Annotated in this window: 20 protein-coding genes and 1 tRNA gene; 4 read left to right on the top strand and 17 right to left on the bottom strand. The window is 73.7% G+C overall.

Annotation, left to right across the window (positions count from 1 at the left end):
- Positions 1 to 24 precede the first annotated feature (24 nt).
- The 6 genes from atpE to glyA all read right to left on the bottom strand — a co-directional run bounded on the left by atpE (position 25) and on the right by glyA (position 4757).
- Complete coding sequence (gene atpE / locus ACL02T_RS00220; RefSeq protein WP_232870488.1) at positions 25 to 237, bottom strand: ATP synthase F0 subunit C; 213 nt, start codon at positions 235 to 237, stop codon at positions 25 to 27.
- Positions 238 to 313: 76 nt separating this feature from the next.
- Positions 314 to 1096: a F0F1 ATP synthase subunit A gene (gene atpB / locus ACL02T_RS00215; RefSeq protein WP_412828551.1), complete on the bottom strand. Its 783-nt coding sequence runs from the start codon at positions 1094 to 1096 to the stop codon at positions 314 to 316.
- A gap of 57 nt (positions 1097 to 1153) precedes the next feature.
- Positions 1154 to 1393 carry an AtpZ/AtpI family protein gene (locus ACL02T_RS00210; protein WP_412828550.1) on the bottom strand — a complete coding sequence of 80 codons (240 nt, stop codon included), beginning with the start codon at positions 1391 to 1393 and terminating at the stop codon, positions 1154 to 1156.
- Positions 1394 to 1699: 306 nt separating this feature from the next.
- Complete coding sequence (locus tag ACL02T_RS00205; protein ID WP_412828549.1) at positions 1700 to 2149, bottom strand: Cg1360 family ATP-synthase-associated protein; 450 nt, start codon at positions 2147 to 2149, stop codon at positions 1700 to 1702.
- 36 nt (positions 2150 to 2185) lie between these two features.
- Positions 2186 to 3424: a glycosyltransferase family 4 protein gene (locus ACL02T_RS00200; protein WP_412828548.1), complete on the bottom strand. Its 1239-nt coding sequence runs from the start codon at positions 3422 to 3424 to the stop codon at positions 2186 to 2188.
- A gap of 22 nt (positions 3425 to 3446) precedes the next feature.
- Positions 3447 to 4757, bottom strand: coding sequence for a serine hydroxymethyltransferase (glyA, locus tag ACL02T_RS00195; RefSeq protein WP_503129078.1), 1311 nt, complete (start codon positions 4755 to 4757; stop codon positions 3447 to 3449).
- A gap of 158 nt (positions 4758 to 4915) precedes the next feature.
- Here glyA and ACL02T_RS00190 point away from each other — a divergent pair, with 158 nt between their 5' ends.
- A complete protein-coding gene (locus ACL02T_RS00190) occupies positions 4916 to 5614 on the top strand; it encodes a TetR/AcrR family transcriptional regulator (protein WP_412828547.1) in 699 nt (232 codons plus the stop codon).
- A gap of 22 nt (positions 5615 to 5636) precedes the next feature.
- Here the strand turns inward: ACL02T_RS00190 and ACL02T_RS00185 are convergent, their stop codons facing one another.
- The 11 genes from ACL02T_RS00185 to argS form a co-directional block, all read right to left on the bottom strand.
- Positions 5637 to 6398, bottom strand: coding sequence for an endonuclease domain-containing protein (locus ACL02T_RS00185; RefSeq protein ID WP_412828546.1), 762 nt, complete (start codon positions 6396 to 6398; stop codon positions 5637 to 5639).
- Between the two features lie 113 nt (positions 6399 to 6511).
- Complete coding sequence (locus tag ACL02T_RS00180) at positions 6512 to 7171, bottom strand: L-threonylcarbamoyladenylate synthase (protein ID WP_412828545.1); 660 nt, start codon at positions 7169 to 7171, stop codon at positions 6512 to 6514.
- A 277-nt stretch (positions 7172 to 7448) separates the two neighbouring features.
- Positions 7449 to 8309: a peptide chain release factor N(5)-glutamine methyltransferase gene (gene prmC, locus ACL02T_RS00175; protein ID WP_412828544.1), complete on the bottom strand. Its 861-nt coding sequence runs from the start codon at positions 8307 to 8309 to the stop codon at positions 7449 to 7451.
- 250 nt (positions 8310 to 8559) lie between these two features.
- Positions 8560 to 9645: a peptide chain release factor 1 gene (prfA, locus tag ACL02T_RS00170; protein WP_412828543.1), complete on the bottom strand. Its 1086-nt coding sequence runs from the start codon at positions 9643 to 9645 to the stop codon at positions 8560 to 8562.
- Positions 9646 to 9738: 93 nt separating this feature from the next.
- Positions 9739 to 9957, bottom strand: coding sequence for a 50S ribosomal protein L31 (rpmE, locus tag ACL02T_RS00165; RefSeq protein ID WP_412828542.1), 219 nt, complete (start codon positions 9955 to 9957; stop codon positions 9739 to 9741).
- A gap of 176 nt (positions 9958 to 10133) precedes the next feature.
- Positions 10134 to 12353 (bottom strand): transcription termination factor Rho, encoded by a 2220-nt coding sequence (gene rho / locus ACL02T_RS00160; RefSeq protein WP_503129077.1) that lies wholly within the window; start codon positions 12351 to 12353, stop codon positions 10134 to 10136.
- A gap of 326 nt (positions 12354 to 12679) precedes the next feature.
- Positions 12680 to 13585, bottom strand: coding sequence for a homoserine kinase (gene thrB / locus ACL02T_RS00155; RefSeq protein WP_412828541.1), 906 nt, complete (start codon positions 13583 to 13585; stop codon positions 12680 to 12682).
- Positions 13585 to 14664: a threonine synthase gene (gene thrC, locus ACL02T_RS00150; RefSeq protein ID WP_503129076.1), complete on the bottom strand. Its 1080-nt coding sequence runs from the start codon at positions 14662 to 14664 to the stop codon at positions 13585 to 13587. The genes thrB and thrC overlap by 1 nt, the downstream gene beginning before the upstream one ends.
- Positions 14665 to 14701: 37 nt before the next feature.
- Complete coding sequence (locus tag ACL02T_RS00145; RefSeq protein ID WP_412828540.1) at positions 14702 to 16066, bottom strand: homoserine dehydrogenase; 1365 nt, start codon at positions 16064 to 16066, stop codon at positions 14702 to 14704.
- Positions 16067 to 16178: 112 nt separating this feature from the next.
- On the bottom strand, positions 16179 to 17627 hold the full coding sequence (gene lysA / locus ACL02T_RS00140) for a diaminopimelate decarboxylase (RefSeq protein ID WP_412828539.1): 1449 nt from the start codon (positions 17625 to 17627) through the stop codon (positions 16179 to 16181).
- Between the two features lie 10 nt (positions 17628 to 17637).
- Positions 17638 to 19281: an arginine--tRNA ligase gene (gene argS / locus ACL02T_RS00135; RefSeq protein ID WP_412828538.1), complete on the bottom strand. Its 1644-nt coding sequence runs from the start codon at positions 19279 to 19281 to the stop codon at positions 17638 to 17640.
- A 178-nt stretch (positions 19282 to 19459) separates the two neighbouring features.
- Between argS and ACL02T_RS00130 the strand changes: the two genes are divergently transcribed.
- From ACL02T_RS00130 to ACL02T_RS00120, 3 genes are all read left to right on the top strand, one after another.
- Positions 19460 to 20272, top strand: coding sequence for a thioredoxin-like domain-containing protein (locus tag ACL02T_RS00130; protein ID WP_412828537.1), 813 nt, complete (start codon positions 19460 to 19462; stop codon positions 20270 to 20272).
- Between the two features lie 5 nt (positions 20273 to 20277).
- The gene (locus tag ACL02T_RS00125; RefSeq protein ID WP_412828536.1) at positions 20278 to 21024 is read left to right on the top strand and encodes a DUF305 domain-containing protein; all 747 of its coding nucleotides are present in this window, start codon (positions 20278 to 20280) and stop codon (positions 21022 to 21024) included.
- A gap of 56 nt (positions 21025 to 21080) precedes the next feature.
- A tRNA-Arg gene (locus tag ACL02T_RS00120) sits at positions 21081 to 21155 on the top strand.
- Positions 21156 to 21269: the final 114 nt, after the last annotated feature.

The following is a 21269-nucleotide window of genomic DNA, read 5'->3' as shown; positions in this document are numbered from 1 at the left end:
CCTACTACCCGGTACGGGAGTAGGTCAGGCGCCGAGGGCGAACGCGAGCACCAGGCCCAGGATGGCGAGGGCCTCGGAGAGGGCGAAGCCGATGAACGCGATGCCCTGGAGCTGGCCGCGGGCCTCCGGCTGACGCGCCACGCCGTTGATGAAGGCGGCGAAGACGATGCCGACGCCGATACCGGGGCCGATGGCGGACAGGCCGTAGCCGATCGTGTTCAGGTTGCCGCTGATCATTTCCGCTTTCCTTTCGATCCGGGTCCGCGGCCGTCCCGCGGTTCCGAAGGGTCTCTGGGGTGGGACTCGACGGGACCTAGTGGTCGTCCGCGAGGACGGTGCCGATGTACGACGCCGTGAGCATGACGAAGATGTACGCCTGGATGACCTGGACGAACGCCTCGAAGAACGTGAAGACGATCGCCATCAGGAAGGCGAAGGGGGACAGCACCTTCAGCTGCCAGTCCCCCGCGTGCAGCAGCATGTACTCGCCGCCGAGGACGAAGAGCAGCAGCAGCAGGTGGCCGGCGAACATGTTGCCGAAGAGCCGCAGCGACAGGGTGACCGGCCGCAGGATCAGGTTCGACAGGAACTCGATCGGCGTGAGGATGATGCGCACCCACCACGGCACGTCCGGCGGCCAGGTCGACAGCCGGATGTACCCGCCGAACCCGTGCTTCTGGATGCCCGCGTACGTGAACACGACGTACACGAGCGCGGCCAGCGCGTAGGGCACGCCCGGGTGCGAGAAGGTGGGGAACTGGATGAACGGGATGATCCCGAACAGGTTGTTCACCAGGATGAAGGCGAACAGCGCGGTCAGGAACGGCACGTACTTGAGGAAGTCGCGACCGCCGATCATGTCCCGGGCGACCGTGTTGCGCACGATGCCGTGGAACGCCTCGCCGAGGAACTGCACCTTCCCCGGGACGAGCGCGGGCTTGCGCACGGCCACCAGGAAGAACGCGGCGATGATGACCGCCGCGAACACGAGCTCCAGGACCGGCTTGGTCACGGTCCCGAAGACCGGGGGCAGCTGGAAGTCCTCGACCCCCGGGGACTCGAACCCCGGTGCCGGGGCGGTGGCCGTCGTGGTCACCCAATGCTCCTTTCGGTTCCGCCGTCCGGGGAGCCGGAGTCTGCGGAATCGAGACGATCAGGACTTAACGTACCTGACGTAGATCAAGTACATCGAGGCCGCCGTCCCGACCAGCAGGCCAGCCACGGTGAAGCCCCGTAGGTCGAGCAGTTCGTCCACCGCCCACCCGATTCCTCCGAAGAGGAGGATTCCGGTCAGGAGGTGCGACAGAGCGGTCCAGGCCTCGCCGGGAGGCGGCGTGCGCCCCGGCGTGCCGCCGGGTCCGCCGCTCGCCTTGCGCGGCCGTTCCTGCTCCATCACGGGGGACCCTATCAGCCGGGTTACGGCTCACTTACCCGGTACGACCTGCCGCGACGGCCCCGTCGGTCCCGGTCCTCACCCTCCGAGACCGTGGCGACCGTCCGACGTCGCTCTATCACCTGTAGAAGTTCCGGCCGGGTGTGACACAGGTCGCCATGAGAGCGCCGTCACGGACATCTCGGACAGCTCGGGCGCTTTCGGCAACTTCACCCGATCAGCCCAACGAGTGGTCGTGTGCGGACCTACGACCCGGCGCCTCCGGCAGCGGGTCCGGCGGCCGTGCCACGCACCGGGCGCCGGCCCTCAGACGTCGACGGACGGGGCCTTCGCCCGCACGAACCCGACGACCTCGCCGGCGATCCAGCCGAGGGTCACGCCCAGCAGGCTGAACGCGAAGGTCTGGTTGTCGAACAGCGTGGTGCCCCGGAAGACGAGCAGGAAGACCAGCAGGACGACGAACTTGCCCGCGAAGGAGGCCAGCGCGCCGACCATGACCCCGCCCGGCGTCGCGCGGGCGGTCCCCTTCATGACCGCGGTGCCGACGAACCCGAGGCCGAGCCCGATCACCACGCCGATCAGGGCGCCGATCAGGCCCGGGACGCCGCGCAGCATCACCGACAGGACGATCGCGAGCACGCTGATCGCGGCCCCGACCAGGAGCGCGGTCCGCTGCATCGCCGCCGCCAGCCGCAGCACGGTGCGGACGTGCGGCTGCTCGTCGGCCGCGGGGGCGGGGTCCGGGTTCTGGCTCATCGCTTCTCCTCGTCGGCCCGGCGCGGGCCGCTCGTGTCAGGTCCGTCCCGGCGCGCGCGGCGGAGGGCCGGGACGGGGCGGCCCCGCAGGTCCGGCCCGGCGCGCGGTACGCGCCCGCGGCACGGCAGTGGCGAGGACCGCCACCCCGAGCCCCAGCGCGACCGCCCACAGCACGAACGCCGCGTCGTCGATCAGGGCGAGCGCCACCGCGCCGAACGCGAGGATGCCCGCCCAGAGGTAGATCAGCAGCACCGCGCGCCGCTGGCTGTGCCCGATCTCCAGGAGCCGGTGGTGCAGGTGCATCTTGTCAGGCGAGAAGGGGCTCATCCCGGCCCGGGTGCGCCGCACGACCGCCATGAGCAGGTCGAGCAGCGGCACGAACGCCACCGCGAGCAGCACGATCAGCGGCGCGAAGAGTGCGAGCACGTCCGAGCCGTCCGTCGTCGTGGTGATCGGGATCTTGCCCGAGGCGCTCGTCGTGGCGGCGGCCAGCATCAACCCGATCAGCATCGAGCCGGAGTCGCCCATGAAGATCCGGGCCGGGTTGAAGTTGTGCGGCAGGAACCCCAGGCAGGCCCCGGCCAGCACGGAGGCGATCAGCGCCGGCGGGTAGGCCGCCGCGTCGTTGCCGTTCTCGCGGACCAGCCCGACCGCGAAGGCGCAGGTGGCGGTGGCGGCGACCAGGCCGAGGCCGGCGGCGAGCCCGTCGAGGCCGTCGACGAAGTTCATCGCGTTGACCAGGGCGACGGTCAGCACCACCGTGAGCACGACGCCCTGCTCGGGCCCGAGCGACAGGATCGACCCGGAGATCCCGCTGCCGCCCCCGCCCCACGGGATCCAGAACACCGAGAACTGCACCCCGAACAGCACCAGGACCCCGGCCGCGGTCACCTGGCCCGCGGCCTTGGTGATCGCGTCGAGCTCGAAGCGGTCGTCGAGCGCCCCGACCGCGACGAGCAGGACGGCCGCGAGCAGCACGCCCTGCACGTCCCGGGAGTAGTCGAACGCCAGCCGCAGCGCCGGCAGCTGCGCGGCCAGCCCGACGCCCGCGAGCACGCCGCCGAACATCGCCAGCCCGCCCCATCGCGGCGTCGGCGTGACGTGGACGTCCCGGCCGCGGGGCCAGGCGACGGCGCCGAGCCGCAGCGCCAGCACCCGCACCAGGCCGACCAGCAGGAACGTCACGACGGCGGCGGCCAGCCCGACCAGGAGGTACTCGCGGATCGGGAGGCCGAGCCCGAAGGAGGACTGGCCGTACGAGGACTGGGCGAGCACCACCGCGTGCGCGCGGGCCGGGTCAGCCGCGCGGGTAGGCGGGGGCGCGCGAGACGAGGGTGGAGACGGCCTCGGCGACGTCGGCCAGCTCGCGGTCGCCCGCCGTCGTGCCGTGCTCCGCCTTGACGGCGCGCGCCAGCAGCGACGCGATCTCCGCCATGTCCGACTCGACCATGCCCTGCGTGGTCGTGCTGGGCGAGCCCACACGGATGCCCGAGGGCTTCATCGGCGGGGCCGGGTCGTACGGGATGGCGTTCTTGTTCAGCGTGATGCGGGCGAGGTCGCAGCGAGCCTCGGCCTCGCCACCGGTCACACCGATCGGGCGCAGGTCGATCAGCGCGAGGTGCGTGTCGGTGCCGCCGGAGACCGCCCGCATGCCCTCGGCCTCGAGGCCCTTGGCCAGCGCCTGGGCGTTCGCGATGACCTGGTTGGCGTAGGCCTGGTAGGCAGGCTGCGCCGCCTCCTTCATCGCGACCGCCTTCGCGGCGACCGAATGCATCAGCGGGCCACCCTGGGAGAACGGGAAGACGGCCTTGTCGATCGCCTTCGCGTGCTCGGCGCGGGCGAGGATCATGCCGCCGCGCGGACCGCGCAGGACCTTGTGCGTGGTCGCGGTGACGACGTCGGCGAACGGGACCGGCGAGGGGATCGCCTTCCCGGCGACCAGGCCGATGAAGTGCGCGGCGTCGACCATCAGCGCGGCGCCGACCTCGTCCGCGATCTCCCGGAACCGGGCGAAGTCGATCAGCCGGGGATAGGCCGTGGCCCCGGCAATGATGATCTTCGGCTGGTGCTCCAGCGCCAGGTCGCGGACCTGGTCGTAGTCGATGAGCTCGGAGTCCTCGCGCACCGTGTACGACACGGCGTTGAACCACAGGCCCGAGAAGTTGACCTTGCTGCCGTGGGTGAGGTGGCCACCCTGCTTGAGGTCCATGGCCAGCACGGTGTCGCCGGGCTTGGCGAACGCCGCGTACGCGGCGAGGTTGGCACTGGCGCCGGAGTGCGGCTGGAGATTGACGTGCTCGGCCCCGAACAGCGCCTTGGTGCGCGCGTTGCCGATCTCCTCGGCCTGGTCCACCACCTGGCAGCCGCCGTAGTAGCGGCGGCCCGGGTAGCCCTCCGCGTACTTGTTCGAGAGCGTGGACCCCAGCGCCGCGAGGACGGCCGGACTGGTGAGGTTCTCGCTGGCGATCAGCTGCAGCCCGCCGCGGAGGCGCTCCAGCTCGTCGAGGACGACGCCGGCGATCTCCGGGTCCTCCTGCTGCAGGGCTCCGAAGTCCGGGCCCCAGAACGGCACGTCCTGACCGGGGGCGTTCTCGCTGTGCGCACTCACGGTGCACCAGGCTACCTGCGGTTCCTCCCCATCGGACCGGGGACCCGCTCACAGCTCGGAGGGCCTGCGGAGCGTCACCGGGTCGTGCACGAACCGTACTGACGGATCGGTGCTCGCGGTCGTGGACACCGCTCCGTCCCGCCTGCGAGACTGCCGGCATGACCTCCCCTCGCTCCGCGCCCCGCACGGCTCGCGAGCGCGTGCGCGCCCAGCTCACCGCCGAGATCGTCGACGTCGCCCGGACGCATCTCGCCACCTCGGGCGCCGCGGCGTTGTCGCTGCGGGCGGTCGCCCGGGAGCTCGGGATGGTGTCGTCGGCGGTCTACCGCTACTTCCCCAGCCGGGACGACCTGCTCACCAGGCTGATCGTCGAGGGCTACGACGCGCTGGGCGAGGCCGTCGAGCTCGCCGAGGGCGCCGTTGCGCGGGAGGACCTCGTGGGCCGCTGGCACGCCGCGTGCGCCGCGGCCCGCAGCTGGGCGCTGGCCCACCCGCACGAGTACGCGCTGCTCTACGGCTCCCCGGTGCCCGGCTACTCGGCGCCACAGGACACGATCGCCCCCGCGGGCCGGGTGGCGGTGGTGCTCGCGGGGGTGTTGCGGGACGGGATCGCGGCCGGCGCCGTCACTCCCCCACCCGGCGACGACGAGGCCAGCATCGCCCCGGGCCTGCTCGACACGCTGGGCCTCCCGACGGGCACGGGGCTCGGCGGCCGTCTGGTGCTGGCCTGGTCCGGCCTCTTCGGCGCCATCGGCTTCGAGCTCTTCGGCCACACCCACAACGTCGTCGAGGACCACGGGGCCCACTTCCGCGCGGTCTGCAGCCGCCTGGCCACCGAGGTGGGACTACCGGCGTGAGTGGGACCTCGGAGCTGTTCGATCATGTGCCGGCAGCTCTGGTGTCCCGCTCGAGGTGGCGGGCACGCTCGCTACGGAGGCCGGCGACCAGGCGGACCGTGGCCTGCGGCGTGCGCAGGATGTCGGCGCCCAGCAGGCGGAGTGTGTGCCAGCCGAGCTGCGCGGTGCGGACGTCGCGGCGCCGGTCGAGCGTGTCGTCATGCTCGTCGCCGTCGTACTCGATCGCCAGCCGCGCCTCCGGGTAGGCCAGGTCGAAGCGGACCCGGCGCCCGTCCCGGGTGCGGATCTCGTACTGGACCGCGGGCACCGGCAACCCGGCCAGCACCAGCAGGAGGCGCATCCGGGTCTCCATCGGCGACTCGGCGCGCGGGTCGACAAGGTCCAGCACGCGATCCACGCGGGTGCACCCGCGCGCTCCGGGGCGGGCCTTGCGCAGGCGCAGCAGGTCGCCGAGATCGAACGGCGCGGGCTCCCGGCGCCTCCGCCGGGCCAGCGCGTCGACCGCGAGCACGGCCTCGACCAGGTCCAGGCGTCGCGCGAGGTCCCAAGCCGTACGCAGCGGCGATGTCGCCGCCCACCTATCGTCCTGCCAGACCTCGCCCGGGCCGGCGGTGCCCCGGTGCACGACGAGGCCGGCGTGTGCCCGGACGTGCCCTGGGACCAGGACCTCCGCCGGTGCGTTCCGTGGCCCGCAGGACCGGCCGAGGAGCTCGGCCGCGGCCCATCCCGCTGCGACCCCTCCACACCGCTCGACCAGGAGGAACCCGGCCCGGGCGCGGAGCACCGCGCCGTCCTCGGCCTCGGCGGCAACGTAGACGTCCGGGCTTCAGCCGTTGGCGATCGTGAAGTGGGACCGGAGAGCCGTTCGACCATGATCGAACAGCGCTGGTGTCCCGATCAGCCGAGCGGGACCTCCTGCCCCACGACCTCGGCGACCTGGGCGCGGGTCACGGCGCCCTCGCGGAGGATGCGGGGCTGGCTGCCGGTCAGGTCGACGATGGTGGAGGCCACCGGGTCGCCGCTGGGGCCGCCGTCGAGGTAGAGGGCGACCGAGGAGGCGAGCTGGTCGAGGGCCTCGGCGGCGCTGCTCGCGGGCGGCCGCCCGGAGATGTTCGCGCTGCTCACGGCCATGGGGCCGACCTCGCGCAGCAGCTCGAGCGCGACCGGGTGCAGCGGCATGCGCAGCATCACCGTGCCCTTGGTGGAACCGAGGTCCCAGTTCAGCGACGGCGCGTGCGGCAGCACCAGCGACAGCCCGCCCGGCCAGAACGCCTCGATCAGCGCGCGGGCGGTCGCGGGGACGCCGAGGACGAGGCCGTCGATCGTCGACCAGGAGCCGACGAGCACCGGCACCGGCATGTCCGGGCCCCGGTGCTTCGCGGCGAGCAGGTTGCGGACCGCGGTCGAGGAGAAGGCGTCGCAGCCCAGGCCGTACACGGTGTCCGTCGGCAGCACGACGAGCTGCCCGGCCCGCACCGCGCGGGCGGCGGCGGCCAGCCCCTCGAGGCGGGCGTCGGGGTCGGAGCAGTCGTAGACGGGAACGGCCGGAGCAGTCACGTCGGGCACCCTACGACCGCGCCCCGGGCGGCCCGCCCGCACCCCCGTGACATGCACGGACTCGCACCCCCGCGCCGCAGGAACCCGCGACTCACGAAGCCCGCACCCCGACTCGCGGGAACCCACAGCGCGGCTCACGGAAGCCCAGAGCGCGACTCGCTGGAGCCGACAGCGCGACTCGCGGAAGCCCACACCCCGACTCGCGGGAACCCACAGCGCGACTCGCGGGAACCCACAGCGCGGCTCACGGAAGCCCAGAGCGCGACTCGCGGGTCGGTCAGGTGGGAGTGGTGCGGCGGGCGGTGGCGAAGCGGGGGCGGCCGTTGAGGTCGGCGTGCTCCTGGACGTCCGTGAGGACCCTGCGCCGGCGGAGAAGCGCGGGGACGGCCTCGCCGTGGGTGTCGTCGTGTTCGATCGCGAGCCCGCCGCCGTAGCGGAGCAGCGTCGCGGCCAGGGAGATCACGGCGGGGATCAGCGCGAGCCCGTCCGCGCCGCCGAACACGGCGACGGCGGGGTCCCACTCGGCGACCTCGGGCGGCACCGGCGTCCCCTCCGGCACGTACGGCGGGTTGCAGACGACGAGATCGACGCGGGCCTCGAGCTCGGGCAGGGGATCGCGCCAGCGGACGTCCACGGCGTGCAGCGTCACGCGATCGCCGCGGGCCGCGATGTTGCGGCGCGCCCAGCTCAGTGCGCCCGGGTCGATGTCGACGGCGTGCACCCGCGCGTCCGGCCGGCTCTCGGCGAAGGCGAGGGCAAGCGCCGCGGACCCGGTACACAAGTCGACGACCAGCGGATCCTCGACGCCGTGGATCTCCCTCAGGCCCCACTCCAGCAGCAGCTCGGTCTCCGGGCGCGGGGTGAACACGCCGGGCCCGACGGCGACCTCCACGGGGCCGAGGACCGCCGTACCCAGGACGTGCTGGAGCGGCTCGCGGGTGGCGCGCCGGGCGACGAGGCGGTGGTAGACCTCCGCCTGCGGAGGGTCGACGAGCGGGTGCATCATCAGCTGCCCGCGCGGCACCCCGACGACGTACGAGGCCAGGCACTCCGCCTCGGCCCGGGGTGACTCGACCCCCGCCTCCGCCAGCACCCGCTCGGCTTCGGCGATCGCCACCCGCAGCGGCAGTCGGCTCACGCCGGCGCCTCCACGCGCGCCGGTGCGCCACACCGCACGGCTGCGCTCCTCCGAGGCACCGTGGTCCCGGCACACGCACCAGGGACACCCGCCCCGTGCGTGATGGCTCGATCACGCACACCAGGGACGCCCGCCACGTGCGTGATGGCTCCCTCGTCAGCAGCACGTCCCAGGTGCGCCGCGGCTCCATCGCCCCCGTCAGCCGCACGCCTCCGCTGCGTCGGGGTTCCGAGCCGCGCGGGCCTGAGCCTCACCCGCCCTCCTCCGCGGCGGCGATCGCCTCGGCCCGCTCGGCCCGGGTGAGGGCGGCGACGACGTCGTCGAGGTCGCCGTCGAGCACCGTGGAGAGGTTGTGCGCCTTGTAGCCCACCCGGTGGTCGGAGATCCGGTTCTCCGGGAAGTTGTAGGTGCGGATGCGCTCGGACCGGTCGACCGTCCTGACCTGCGACTTCCGCTCCGCCGACGCCGCCGCCGCCTGCTCGGCCTCGTGCAGCGCCTGCAGCCGCGAGCGCAGCACCTCCATCGCGCGCGCCCGGTTCTGCAGCTGCGACCGCTCGTTCTGGCAGCTCACGACGATCCCGGTGGGCAGGTGCGTGATGCGCACCGCGGAGTCCGTGGTGTTGACGCTCTGCCCGCCGTGTCCCGAGGAGCGGAAGACGTCGACCCGGATGTCGTTGTCGTCGACCTCGATCTCGGCGTCCTCGCCGGTGTCCGGGTAGACGAGCACGCCGGCCGCCGAGGTGTGGATGCGTCCCTGGGACTCGGTGACCGGCACCCGCTGCACCCGGTGCACGCCGCCCTCGAACTTCAACGCCGACCACACCCCGTCGGGCGTCGGCGTGCGCGAGCGCAGGACCAGCGTGATGTCCTTGTACCCGCCGAGGTCCGAGCCGACGGAGTCGAGCACCTCGACCTTCCAGCCCCGGCGCTCGGCGTACCGGGTGTACATCCGCACGAGGTCGCCCGCGAACAGCGCCGACTCCTCGCCGCCCTCGCCGGACTTGACCTCCATGACGACGTCGTCGCCGTCGTGCGGGTCGCGCGGGACGAGCAGCTCGGCCAACCGGGCCTCCAGCGCCGGGATCCGCCCCGCGATCTCCGCCGCCTCGGCGGCGAACGCCGCGTCCTCGGCGGCCAGCTCGCAGGCGGCGACCTCGTCGGACCGCAGCCCGGCCAGCTCCCGGGCGACGGCGACGACCGGGCCGAGCTCGGCGTAGCGCCGGCCGAGCTTGCGGGCCGTGGCCGCGTCGGCGTGCACGGCCGGGTCGGCCAGCCGGGCCTCCAGCTCGGCGTACTCGTCGATCAGCGCGTCCACGCCCGCCGCGCTGCTGCTCACCGCCACCACGTGCCCCCGTTTCCCCTGATCGTCACCCCTGACATACGAACGGCGCCCGGCCCCTGGTGCGGGGACGGGCGCCGGACGGGAGAGCTACTTGGCGGCCTTGCGCCGGCCGTAGCGCGCCTCGAAGCGGGCGACGCGGCCACCGGAGTCCAGGATCCGCTGCTTGCCCGTGTAGAAGGGGTGGCAGGCGGAGCAGGTCTCGACGGTCATCGAGCCACTGGTCTTGGTGCTGCGGGTGGTGAAGGAGTTGCCGCAACCGCAGGTGACGTGGGTCTCGACGTACTGGGGGTGAATGCCCTCACGCATGGGATGTTCCTCTCGAAGATCGGCCGCCGGGTCTCACACCCCTCGCTGTTCGGGGGTTTCGGGGGCGGAGCCCCCGAATGTGGGTGAACCGGAGCCGGCTGCGTACCGCCCCATTCAACCACCCGGCCCCGGCGGGGATTCCCACCGGGGCCGGGCGGCGACGCGCCGTGCGCGGATCAGTCGTCGTTGCCGAAGTTCCCCGGCGTGGTCTTCTGGACCTGCATGAGGAACTCGATGTTGGTGCGGGTCTTGCGGAGCTGACCCAGCACCAGCTCGATCGCCTGCTGGTGGTCGAGCGCGGCGAGCACGCGGCGGAGCTTGACGCTGATGGCGAACTCGTCGCCGGACATCAGCAGCTCCTCCTTCCGGGTGCCGGAGGCGTCGACGTCGATCGCCGGGAAGATCCGCTTGTCCGCCAGCTTGCGGTCGAGCTTGAGCTCGGCGTTGCCCGTGCCCTTGAACTCCTCGAAGATCACCGTGTCCATCGTCGACCCGGTCTCCACCAGCGCCGTGGCGAAGATGGTCAGCGAACCGCCGTCCTCGATGTTGCGCGCCGCGCCCAGGAACCGCTTCGGCGGGTAGAGCGCGGTCGAGTCGACACCACCGGACAGGATCCGGCCCGACGCGGGGGCGGCCAGGTTGTAGGCGCGGCCCAGGCGGGTGATCGAGTCCAGCAGGACGACGACGTCGTGCCCCAGCTCCACCAGCCTCTTCGCCCGCTCGATGGCGAGCTCGGCGACCGCGGTGTGGTCCGACGGCGGGCGGTCGAAGGTCGAGGCGATGACCTCGCCCTTCACCGACCGCTGCATGTCGGTGACCTCCTCCGGCCGCTCGTCGACGAGGACGACCATGAGGTGGCACTCGGGGTTGTTGGTGGTGATCGCGTTGGCGATCGACTGCAGCACCATCGTCTTGCCGGCCTTCGGCGGCGAGACGATCAGCGCGCGCTGGCCCTTGCCGACCGGCATCACCAGGTCGATGACCCGGGTGGTGAGCTTCGACGGCTCGGTCTCCAGGCGCAGCCGCTCGTTCGGGTAGAGCGGGGTGAGCTTGGTGAACTCCGGTCGCTGCTTGCCGGACTCCGAGTCCCGCCCGTTGATGGTGTCGATGCGCACCAGCGGGTTGAACTTCTGCCGCTGCTGCTCGCCCTCGCGGGGCTGCCGGACGGCTCCGGTGATCGCGTCGCCGCGGCGCAGGCCGTGCTTGCGCACCATCGACAACGACACGTAGACGTCGTTCAGGCCGGACAGGTAGCCGGTGGTCCGGACGAACGCGTAGTTGTCCAGGATGTCGACGATGCCGGCCACCGGCAGCAGGACGTCGTCCTCGCGCACCTCGGTGTCGACGTTGCGGTCGCCGCCGCGCGAGTCGCGGTCCCGGCCCCGGCGGCGGTCCCGGAACCGCCGGCCGCGGCGGCCGCGGCCGTCGCCGTCCTCGTCCGAGTCGTCGTCGGCGCGGGAGTCCCGCTCGGTCCGCGTGTCGGTGCGGTTGTCCGGGCGGCTGTCGGCGCGGTTGTCGGCACGGTTGTCCGGGCGGTTGTCGCCCCGGTTGCGGCCGCCGCCCTCGCCGCGGTCGTTGCGGCGGTTGCGGTTGCGCCCGCCGCCCTCGCCGTCGCGCTCGCCCCGGTCGGTCCGCTCGCCCCGGTCGGTCCGCTCGCCCCGGTCAGTGCGGTCGCCCCGCTCCTTCTCGGACGCGCCGACGCTCGCGGCCACGGCCTCGAGGGTGTCCGACTGGGGCTCGGCGCCGGAGCGGCGCCGGGTCTGCCGGCGACGGCCGGTCCCCTCCACACCCTCGGCGGCGGTGCCCTCACCGGCCTGCTCGGCCGGGGCGGCGCCGGGGGCGGCCTGCTCGGGCGCGTGCCCGTTCACCTGCCCGTTCGCCTGCTCGGCCGGGGCGACCCCGTTGACGCCGGGGGTCGGCTGGGGCTCGGGGGCGCCCGCGGGCCGGGTGGCCGCGCGGCGGCGCCGGGTCGGGGCCGGAGCCGCACCGGCCTCGGCGGCCTGCTCGGCCGGGGCCTCGGCGGGCTTCTCGGCGGGCGCGGCGGGGGCCTCGGCGGGCTTCTCGGCGGGCGCGGCGGGGGCCTCGGCGGCCTCGGCGGTGGCCGCGGCCTTGGCCCGGGTGCGGCGCGGCTTGGCGGGGGCGGTGTCCTCTCCCGCCTCCAGCGGCAGCTGGTCGGCCGAGGCCGCCTTCCGGGAGGTCCGCCTCGCCGGAGCGCCCTGCTTCTCCTTGATGGCGGCGATGAGGTCGCCCTTCCGCATCCCGGCGATGTCCGGGATGTTCAGCTCTCCGGCGAGCTGGCGCAGGTCGGCGAGGACCATTCCGGACAGCCCGCCCCGCCTCTTGGGGGCAGCACCCTCTTCCGTTGCCGGGGTGCTGACGAGATCGGTCTCGCTCACGAAGTTCCTTCCTGACCGGCCCTCGGGCGGTGCCGGGACCAGCGGATTCCACACGTCACGTCCGACTCCTCCGCCGGACAACGACGCCGGGGCGGCATGAAGAGAGCCGCCGTCGGCGATGTGCAGGGGCGGCGACCAGTGCGACGGTCGCGGGGAAGAGGCCGCTCGGTCCGGTCCGGATTCCAACCGCATGGGCTGCAGTGAGTGGGTTCCGGCTCGAGAGGCCACGCTTGTGACGCGTGGATCGCCGTGCGAGGCCGAGGGTAGACGGTTCGCGGTGCTGCGGCAACAACGCCCCCGGTCGGGCCCGGCGTGTCGGCGAGGCCTCAGCCGATCTCGATCTGCGCGCCGAGCGTGTCGACGGGCAGCGGGAGCGTGGTGAAGCCGCTCGCGTCCAGCGCCTCGGGCAGGGTCCCGTTCGAGGTCAGCGCCAGCACGGTCGGCCCCGCGCCGGAGATGGCGGCCGGCACGCCGAGCGCGCGCAGCGCGTCGACGAGGTCCGCGGACTCCGGGTAGGCCGGGCGACGGTAGCCCTGGTGCAGCCGGTCCTCCGTGGCCGCCATCAGCAGCTCGGGCCGCTGGGTGAAGGCCAGGACGGACAGCGCGGTCCGGCTCCCGGTGAACGCCGCGTCGGGCAGCGGGACCAGCTCGGGCAGCAGGCCGCGGGTCGTCTTCGTGGAAGACTCGACCGCGGCGACGAGCGCCACCGGCGCGATGCCGGCGTGCACGTCGAGCCGGACGGCGTGGAACCGCTCGGCGGTGTTCCCCGCGGTCTCCCACGCCACGACGAACCCGCCGAGCAGGCTGGCGGCGGCGTTGTCCGCGTGCCCCTCCATCCCGGCGGTGACCTGCAGCAACGCGTCCTGCTCGAGCTTCGGGTCACGGCCGGAGAGCACGCAGGCCGCCACGGCGCCCGCCACCGCGGCGGCGGCCGAGCTGCCGAGCCCGCGCGAGTGCGGGATGGCGTTGCGGCACCGCATCCGCAGACCGGCCGGCTCGTCGCCGAACAGCGCCCACGCGGTCCGCATGGCGCGGACCACGAGGTGCGTCTCGTCACACGGCACCTGCGCGGCGCCCTCGCCCTCGACCTCGACGTGCACACCGGGCTCCGTGGTGGCGCACACCTCGACGTCGTCGTAGAGCCCGAGCGCGAGCCCGAGCGAGTCGAAGCCCGGCCCGAGGTTGGCCGACGAGGCCGGGACCCGGACCTTCACCTCGGACGGGCGCCCCATCAGGCCAGCTCCAGGGCCGCGGCGACGGCGCTCGGGTCGATCGGCACGATCTCGGGGGCCGGGGCGGTGGCCAGCACGCTGTCCGGGTCCTTGAGCCCGTTGCCCGTGACGGTGCACACCACGACCTGCCCGCGGTCCAGCCGGCCGTCGGCCGAGGCCTGCAGCAGGCCGGCGACGCTCGCCGCCGAGGCGGGCTCCACGAACACGGCCTCGCGCGTGGAGAGCAGCCGGTGCGCGGCCAGGATCTCGTCGTCGGTGACGGCGGCGAACCGGCCGTCGGACTCCTCGCGGGCGGTCTCGGCGCCGTTCCACGAGGCCGGCGCGCCGATCCGGATCGCGGTGGCGATCGTCTCGGGGTTCTTCACCGGCGCACCGTGGACCAGCGGCGCGGCACCGGCGGCCTGGAAACCGAACATGCGCGGCAGCGAACCGATCAGGCCGTCGGCGTGGTAGCTGCGGTAGCCCTTCCAGTACGCGGTGATGTTGCCCGCGTTGCCCACCGGCAGGCAGTGCACGTCGGGGGCACGGCCCAGCGCGTCGCAGATCTCGTAGGCGGCGCTGGCCTGACCCTCGATCCGGGTCGGGTTCACCGAGTTGACCAGCGCGATCGCCGGGTAGTCCGCGGTGGTCTTGCGGGCCAGCTCGAGGCAGTCGTCGAAGTTGCCGTCGATCTGCAGGATCCGGGCCCCGTGCGCGACGGCCTGGGCCAGCTTGCCGAGCGCGATCTTCCCCCGCGGTACCAGCACGGCGCTGGTCATCCGGGCACGGGCGGCGTACGCGGCCGCCGAGGCGGAGGTGTTGCCCGTCGACGCGCACAGCACGCTCTGCTTGCCCTCGGCCAGCGCCGCGGTCACGGCCATGGTCATCCCGCGGTCCTTGAAGGACCCGGTCGGGTTGAGCCCGTCGACCTTCAGGTACACCTCGCAGCCGGTGCGCTCGCTCAGCACCGGCGCCGGCAGCAGCGGGGTGCCGCCCTCCGCCAGGGTGACGATCTCCCAGTCCGGCCCGACGGGCATCCGGTCGCGGTAGGCCTCGATCACGCCCGGCCAGGGGGCCAGCCGGTTCACGGCGGTGCTCACAGTCTCTCCCGTCATCGCGCGGCGCTCGCCCGCGCGTTCATCCGGCCACGCCGAGGGTGCTGACCGGACGGCCCAGCCCCTCCACGCGCAGCACGCTCTCCACGCCGCGGACCACGTCCAACCCGGCGAGCGCCTCGACCGTCGCGTGCAGCGCGGAGTCCGGCGCCCCGTGCGTCACGACGACCAGGCGTGCCGCCTCGACCTCGGTCTCCGGTACGTCCCCGTCCTCGCGGCCCCCGGTCTGCCGCACCGCGGCGATACTCACCCCGCGCCGCGCGAACTCGCCCGCGACCGCCGACAGCACGCCCGCACGGTCGGCGACCTCGAGGCTCACGTGGTAGCGGGTGTGCACGTCGCCGATCGGCAGCACGGGCAGGCTCGCATACGCCGACTCGCGCGGACCGCGCCCGCCACCGACCCGGTTGCGCGCCACGGCGACCAGGTCGCCGAGCACGGCACTGGCGGTGGGTGCGCCGCCCGCGCCCTGGCCGTAGAACATCAGCTGCCCGGCGGCGTCGGCCTCGACGAACACGGCGTTGAACGCCCCGTCGACACCGGCCAGCGGGTGGCTGAGCGGGATCATCGCCGGGTAGACCCGCGCGGACACGGACTCGGGCGCACCCCCGGACCCCGGGACCCGCTCGCAGATCGCGACCAGCTTGATCGCGCAGCCGAGGCCCGTGGCGGCGGCGATGTCCGCGGCCGTGACCCGGCGCATGCCCTCGCAGTGCACGTCGGCCGCGGTGACCCGGGTGTGGAAGGCGATGGTGGCGAGGATCGCGGCCTTGGAGGCCGCGTCGTAGCCGTCCACGTCCGCGCTGGGATCGGCCTCGGCGTACCCGAGCCGGGTGGCCTCCTCGAGCGCCTCCGCGTAGCCGGCCCCCGAGGCGCTCATCGCGGAGAGGATGAAGTTGGTGGTGCCGTTGACGATCCCGGCCACCCGGGTGATCCGGTCCCCGGCGAGCGACTCGCGCAGCGGGCGGAGCAGCGGGATCGCGCCGGCGACGGAGGCCTCGTAGTAGAGGTCGACGCCCGCGCCGTCGGCGGCCTCGGCGAGCGTGGCGCCGTCCTCGGCGAGCAGCGCCTTGTTGGCGGTGACCACCGACTTGCCCGACTTGATCGCCTGCAGCAGCAGGGTGCGGGCGGGCTCGATGCCGCCGACGACCTCGACGACGACGTCCACGTCGTCCCGGGTGACCAGCGCGGAGGCGTCCGTGGTGACCAGGTCGGGGTTCAGCCCCGGGTGCCGGTGCGGGCGGCGCACGGCGATCCCGGCGAGCTCGACGGGCGCGCCGACGCGGGCCGTGAGGTCCCCCGCCTGGTCCTCGAGCAGCCGGACGACCTCGGACCCGACGGTCCCGCAGCCCAGCAGCGCGACCCGGACGGGCGCGTCTGACGTCACGTCGATCCTCCTGAGACGGTGGTGCGAGCGGCTCCGGCGGGTGCGACCGGCCGGGCCCGACCGGGGATCATCCCTGCTCGGCGCGCCGCGCGACAGTCCGGGGTGCCCACCCTCACGGACCGACCTCGAGCCGGAACAGGTCCTCCTCGGTCTCGCGGCGCAGGATCACCCGCGCCTCGCCCTCGCGGACGGCGACGACGGCCGGGCGCGGCAGCCGGTTGTACGCGCTGGCCATCGAGTAGCAGTAGGCGCCGGTGGCGGCCACCGCCAGCAGGTCGCCGGGGGCGAGGTCCGCGGGCAGCCAGCAGTCCCGCACCACGATGTCGCCGGACTCGCAGTGCTTGCCGACGACGCGGGACAGCGCCGGCCGGTCGCCGCCGGGCACCGAGTCGAGCGCCGAGGCCCGGGAGACGAGCCGGCAGTCGTAGAGCGCGTCGTAGAGGGCGGTGCGGATGTTGTCGCTCATCCCGCCGTCCACGCTCACGTAGCGCCGCGCGCCGACACCGAGCGGCACCTCCTTGAGCGTGCCCACCTCGTAGAGGGTGATCCCGCCGGGCCCGGCGATGGCGCGCCCGGGCTCGACGGCGATCTCCGGGACCTCGAGCCCGGCGGCCGCGCACTCGCGCTCGACGATCCCGCGCAGCTCCTTCGCGAGCGCCTCGATCGACAGCGGGTCCTCGTCCGGCCGGTAGGCGATGCCGATGCCGCCGCCCAGGTCGAGGGTGGCCAGGTCGGCCAGCGCCGCGGCCCCGTGCTCGCGGTGCAGGTCGGCCAGCAGCCGGACGACGCGGTGCGCCGCCACCTCGAAGCCCTCGGTGTCGAAGATCTGGCTGCCGATGTGGCTGTGCAGGCCGACCAGCCGCAGGTTGCCGGCCTTGAGCACCCGTCGGGCGGCCTCGGCGGCGTCGGACTCGGGCCCGCCGGCGATCGAGAACCCGAACTTCTGGTCCTCGTGCGCGGTCGCGATGAACTCGTGGGTGTGGGCCTCGACGCCCACGGTCACCCGGATCATCACCGGCTGGACGACCGCCCGCTCGGCGGCCGCCGCGTCGAGCCGGACGATCTCGTGGAACGAGTCGAGCACCACGCGGCCCACGCCGCTCTCCACGGCGGCCGTCAGCTCGGCGACGGACTTGTTGTTGCCGTGCATCGCGATCCGCTCGGGCGGGAAGCCGGCCCGCAGCGCGACGGCCAGCTCACCGCCGCTCGCGACGTCCATCGACAGGCCCTCGTCGGCCACCCAGCGCGCGATCTCCGTGCTGAGGAAGGCCTTGGCCGCGTAGTGCACGCACGACGCCCCGAAGGCGGCGGCGAACTCGGCGGCGCGGGACCGGAAGTCCGCCTCGTCGATCACGAACAGCGGGGTGCCGAACCGCTCGGCCAGCTCGCGCACGTCGACGCCGGCGACGCGCAGCGCCCCGTCGGCGCCGCGGGCGGCGTGGCGGGGCCAGACGGCCGGCGCGAGGTGGTCGAGCTCGGCGGCGCCGGTCGGGCGGGGGCCGGCGGTCTCCGGCGGCACCTGGATGCCGCCGTGCAGCGGGCCGGCGGGGTGCGCTCTCACGGGAAGGTCCTCACATCCGTTCCGGTGCGCTCACGCCGAGCAGCCCGAGTCCGTTGGCCAGCACCTGCCGGGCCGCGACGCACAGGCCGAGCCGGGCGCGGTGCAGCTCGGTGGCCTCCTCGTCACCCATCGGCAGGACGCGGCAGCTGTCGTAGAACTTGTGGTACGCGCTGGCCAGCGCCTCGAGGTAGCGCGCCACCCGGTGCGGCTCGCGCAGCTCGGCGGCGGCGCGCACGATCTCCGGGAACTCGCCCAGCGTCCGGATCAGGTCGCCCTCGCGCGGGTGCTCGAGCAGCCCGTACTCCCGGCCCGGCTCGACGCCGAGGTCCGCGGCGTTGCGGGCCAGCGAGGCCAGCCGGGCGTGCGCGTACTGCACGTAGAAGACCGGGTTGTCGTTGCTGCGCCGGACCAGCAGGTCGAGGTCGACGTCCAGCGCCGAGTCGACCGAGGACCGGATCAGCGAGTACCGCGCCGCGTCGACGCCCACGGCCTCCACCAGGTCCTCCATCGTGACGACGGTGCCCGCCCGCTTGCTCATCCGGACCGGCTGGCCGTCCTTCACCAGGTTCACCAGCTGGCCGATCAGCACCTCGACCACGGCCGGGTCGTCGCCGAACGCGGCGGCCGCCGCCTTGAGCCGCGCGATGTAGCCGTGGTGGTCGGCACCGAGCATGTAGATGCACAGGTCGAAGCCGCGCGCCCGCTTGTCCCGAAGGTAGGCGAGGTCGCCCGCGATGTAGGCGGGACGGCCATCGCTCTTGATGACGACGCGGTCCTTGTCGTCCCCGTAGTCCTTCGACCGCAGCCACCACGCGCCGTCGGCCTCGTAGAGCGCACCGGAGTCCTTGAGCTGACCGACGACGGCGTCGACCGCGCCGGACTCGTGCAGCGAGTTCTCGTGGAACCAGACGTCGAAGTCGGTGCCGAACTCGTGCAGGTCCTGCTTGATCTCGGCGAACATGAACCCGACGCCGACGCGGCGGAAGACCTCGTCCCGCTCCGCGGACTCCAGCGCCGCCGGCTCGGCCTCGACGACCCGAGCGGCGATGTCGGCGACGTAGGCGCCGCCGTAGCCGTTCTCCGGCGCCGGCTCGCCCTTCGCGGCCGCGACGAGGGAGGCGACGAACCGGTCGATCTGCGCGCCGGCGTCGTTGAAGTAGTACTCGCGGGTGACCTTGGCGCCCCGTGCGGTGAGCACCCGGCCCAGCGCGTCGCCGACCGCGGCCCAGCGGGTGCCGCCCAGGTGCAGCGGGCCGGTCGGGTTGGCGGAGACGAACTCCAGGTTCACGTTGCGCCCGGCGTACTCGTCCCCGGTGCCGTACGACTCCCCCGCCGCGAGCACCTCACCCACCAGCGCACCCTGCGCGTCGGCGGCCAGCCGGAGGTTGATGAAGCCGGGCCCCGCGACCTCGGCGGACGCGATCCCGGGCCGGCCCGCCAGGTCCTCGGCCAGCCACCCGGCGAGGTCGCGCGGGGCCACACCGGCCTTCTTCGCCGTGCGCAACGCCACGTTGGTCGCGTAGTCACCGTGCTCGGGGTTGCGGGGGCGCTCGACGCCGGCGTCGGCGGGCAGTGCGTCGGCGCCCAGACCGCGTGCGGCCAGCACGTCCAGCGCGGCGACACGGACCAGGTCGGCGAGCACGTCGGGAGTCACCCCACGAGGATAGGAGGTGGCACTCGGGGGGTTCTCAGGCGGCGCTCCTACACTCGGTCGGCGCGACCACCGAGCGGAGCTTGCGGAGCGAGAGTCCGTTCGGCGCGGAGCTCGCGGAGCGAGGATCCGGCTCAGCCTGAGTGACGGTCGCCCGGTTCCCCGAACATCTGGACGGTTCATGGCCAGCGGCAAGAGCAGCAAGGCGAGTCGGAACAAGGCCCGCAACCCGGTCGTCACCCGGCGGTCGACGCCGTGGGGCCTGATCGCGGGCGTCCTGGTCGTGGTGCTGTTCGCGGGCGCGATCTTCGGCTACGCGGTGTACCGCAACAACGAGAACAGCGCCGCCCAGGACGCCCTCGCCGCCTACACCCCGAGCGACACCAACCGGGACCCGTCGACGCAGATCCCCGGCGTGGTGACCGACAACTACACCGGTGACGGGCAGGGGCACGTCGCCGGTCCGACCCGGGTCGCCTACACGCACTCCCCCCCGATCGGCGGGACCCACGACCAGTACTGGGCCGCGTGCACCGGCATCGTCTACCCGACGGCGGTGCGCCAGGAGAACCTCGTGCACTCGCTCGAGCACGGCGCCGTCTGGATCGCCTACGACCCCGACCGCGTCGCCGGGGAGGCGCTCGAGACCCTCTCGGCGAAGGTCGACGGGCAGCCGTACACGGTGCTGGCGCCGTACCCGGGCCTGGACCAGCCGATCTCGCTGCAGGCCTGGAACCACCAGCTCAAGCTGAGCGATGCGAACGACCCGCGGATCGACCAGTTCATCACCGCACTGCGCCGCAACCAGTACAACTACCCGGAGATCGGCGCCACCTGCCAGGCGCTCGGCCCGGGCGCGTTCGACCAGGACGACCCGCCGGCCTTCGAGCCGACCCCGGCGCCGTCCGAGGTGGACGGCAGCACGATCGTGTCCGAGCGCGGCGCCGGCACCACCGGCGGCACGATGGCCGACCCGACGGCACCGGGCCAGTGAGCCCCGTGGCCACTGAGCAGATCCAGCCGGACGCGGCGGCCGCGCCCGGCCGCCGTGAGCCGCGGTGGGTCCGCCCGCTCGTCGTGATCGCCGCCGCGGTGGCGCTGCTGCTGATCGGCGGCGCCGCCGGGACGATGGTCGGCCTGCCCGGCTCGGCGGGGACCACCACGCCCTCGGCCGACTCGGTCGACGTCGGGTTCGCGCAGGACATGACCGTGCACCACGAGCAGGCCGTCGAGATGGCCTCGTGGGCCCGGGACCACACGTCCGACATCCAGATCAAGCAGCTCGCGTTCGACATCGAGACCACCCAGCTGCAGCAGATCGGCCGCATGCAGGGCTGGCTCGGGCTGTGGGGCGCCGCGCCGTTCCCGACGGGGCGCCCGTACATGACGTGGATGGCGATGGACCCCGCGGACGGCGGGCACGCGCACGGAGCCCCGCCCGCCTCGGACGCCTCGGACGCCTCGGCCGCCTCGGCCGGTGCCGCCCGGATGCCGGGCATGGCCACGGACGCGGACCTGCGGGACCTGCGCGCCGCGACCGGTCCGCAGCTCGACACGCTGTTCCTGCAGCTGATGCTGCGCCACCACCTCGGCGGTGTGGACATGCTGGCGTACGCGGCCGACCGCGCCGCCGTGCCGGAGGTCCGCAACCTCGCCGCACAGGCCCTGGCGGCGCAGAGCTCGGAGGCCGACCTGATGCGCCAGCTGCTCGCCGCGCGGGGAGCGGAACCCCTCCCGATGAACTGATCCGGGGGTGTTGTAGGGTTCCCCTGCACGCCGCGGGAACGCGGCGCGCGGGAGTCGCCCCCGTAGCTCAGGGGATAGAGCACCGCCCTCCGGAGGCGGGAGCGCAGGTTCGAATCCTGCCGGGGGCACCATCCGTGCCACTCACGATGAAGGCCCTCACCTGCTGGAACAGGGTGAGGGGCCGATCGTTTGGGACCTTGACCGGATCGGGGCCCTGACCGGACCGGAGGCCCGACCGCACACTG

It is taken from the genome of Pseudonocardia oceanicola (assembly GCF_047200735.1).
Classification (GTDB): Bacteria; Actinomycetota; Actinomycetes; order Mycobacteriales; family Pseudonocardiaceae; genus Pseudonocardia.
The sequence above is the reverse complement of the archived record's forward strand: the minus strand, read 5'-3'. Positions and strand labels throughout refer to the sequence as shown.

Bases quoted from the DNA above. Each gene is read 5' to 3' on its own strand.
- atpE (WP_232870488.1), bottom strand. From the start codon at position 237: ATGATCAGCGGCAACCTGAACACGATCGGCTACGGCCTGTCCGCCATC.
- ACL02T_RS00210 (WP_412828550.1), bottom strand. From the start codon at position 1,393: ATGGAGCAGGAACGGCCGCGCAAGGCGAGCGGCGGACCCGGCGGCACG.
- ACL02T_RS00205 (WP_412828549.1), bottom strand. From the start codon at position 2,149: ATGAGCCAGAACCCGGACCCCGCCCCCGCGGCCGACGAGCAGCCGCAC.
- ACL02T_RS00190 (WP_412828547.1), top strand. From the start codon at position 4,916: ATGACCTCCCCTCGCTCCGCGCCCCGCACGGCTCGCGAGCGCGTGCGC.
- rpmE (WP_412828542.1), bottom strand. From the start codon at position 9,957: ATGCGTGAGGGCATTCACCCCCAGTACGTCGAGACCCACGTCACCTGC.
- thrB (WP_412828541.1), bottom strand. From the start codon at position 13,585: ATGGGGCGCCCGTCCGAGGTGAAGGTCCGGGTCCCGGCCTCGTCGGCC.
- ACL02T_RS00130 (WP_412828537.1), top strand. From the start codon at position 19,460: ATGGCCAGCGGCAAGAGCAGCAAGGCGAGTCGGAACAAGGCCCGCAAC.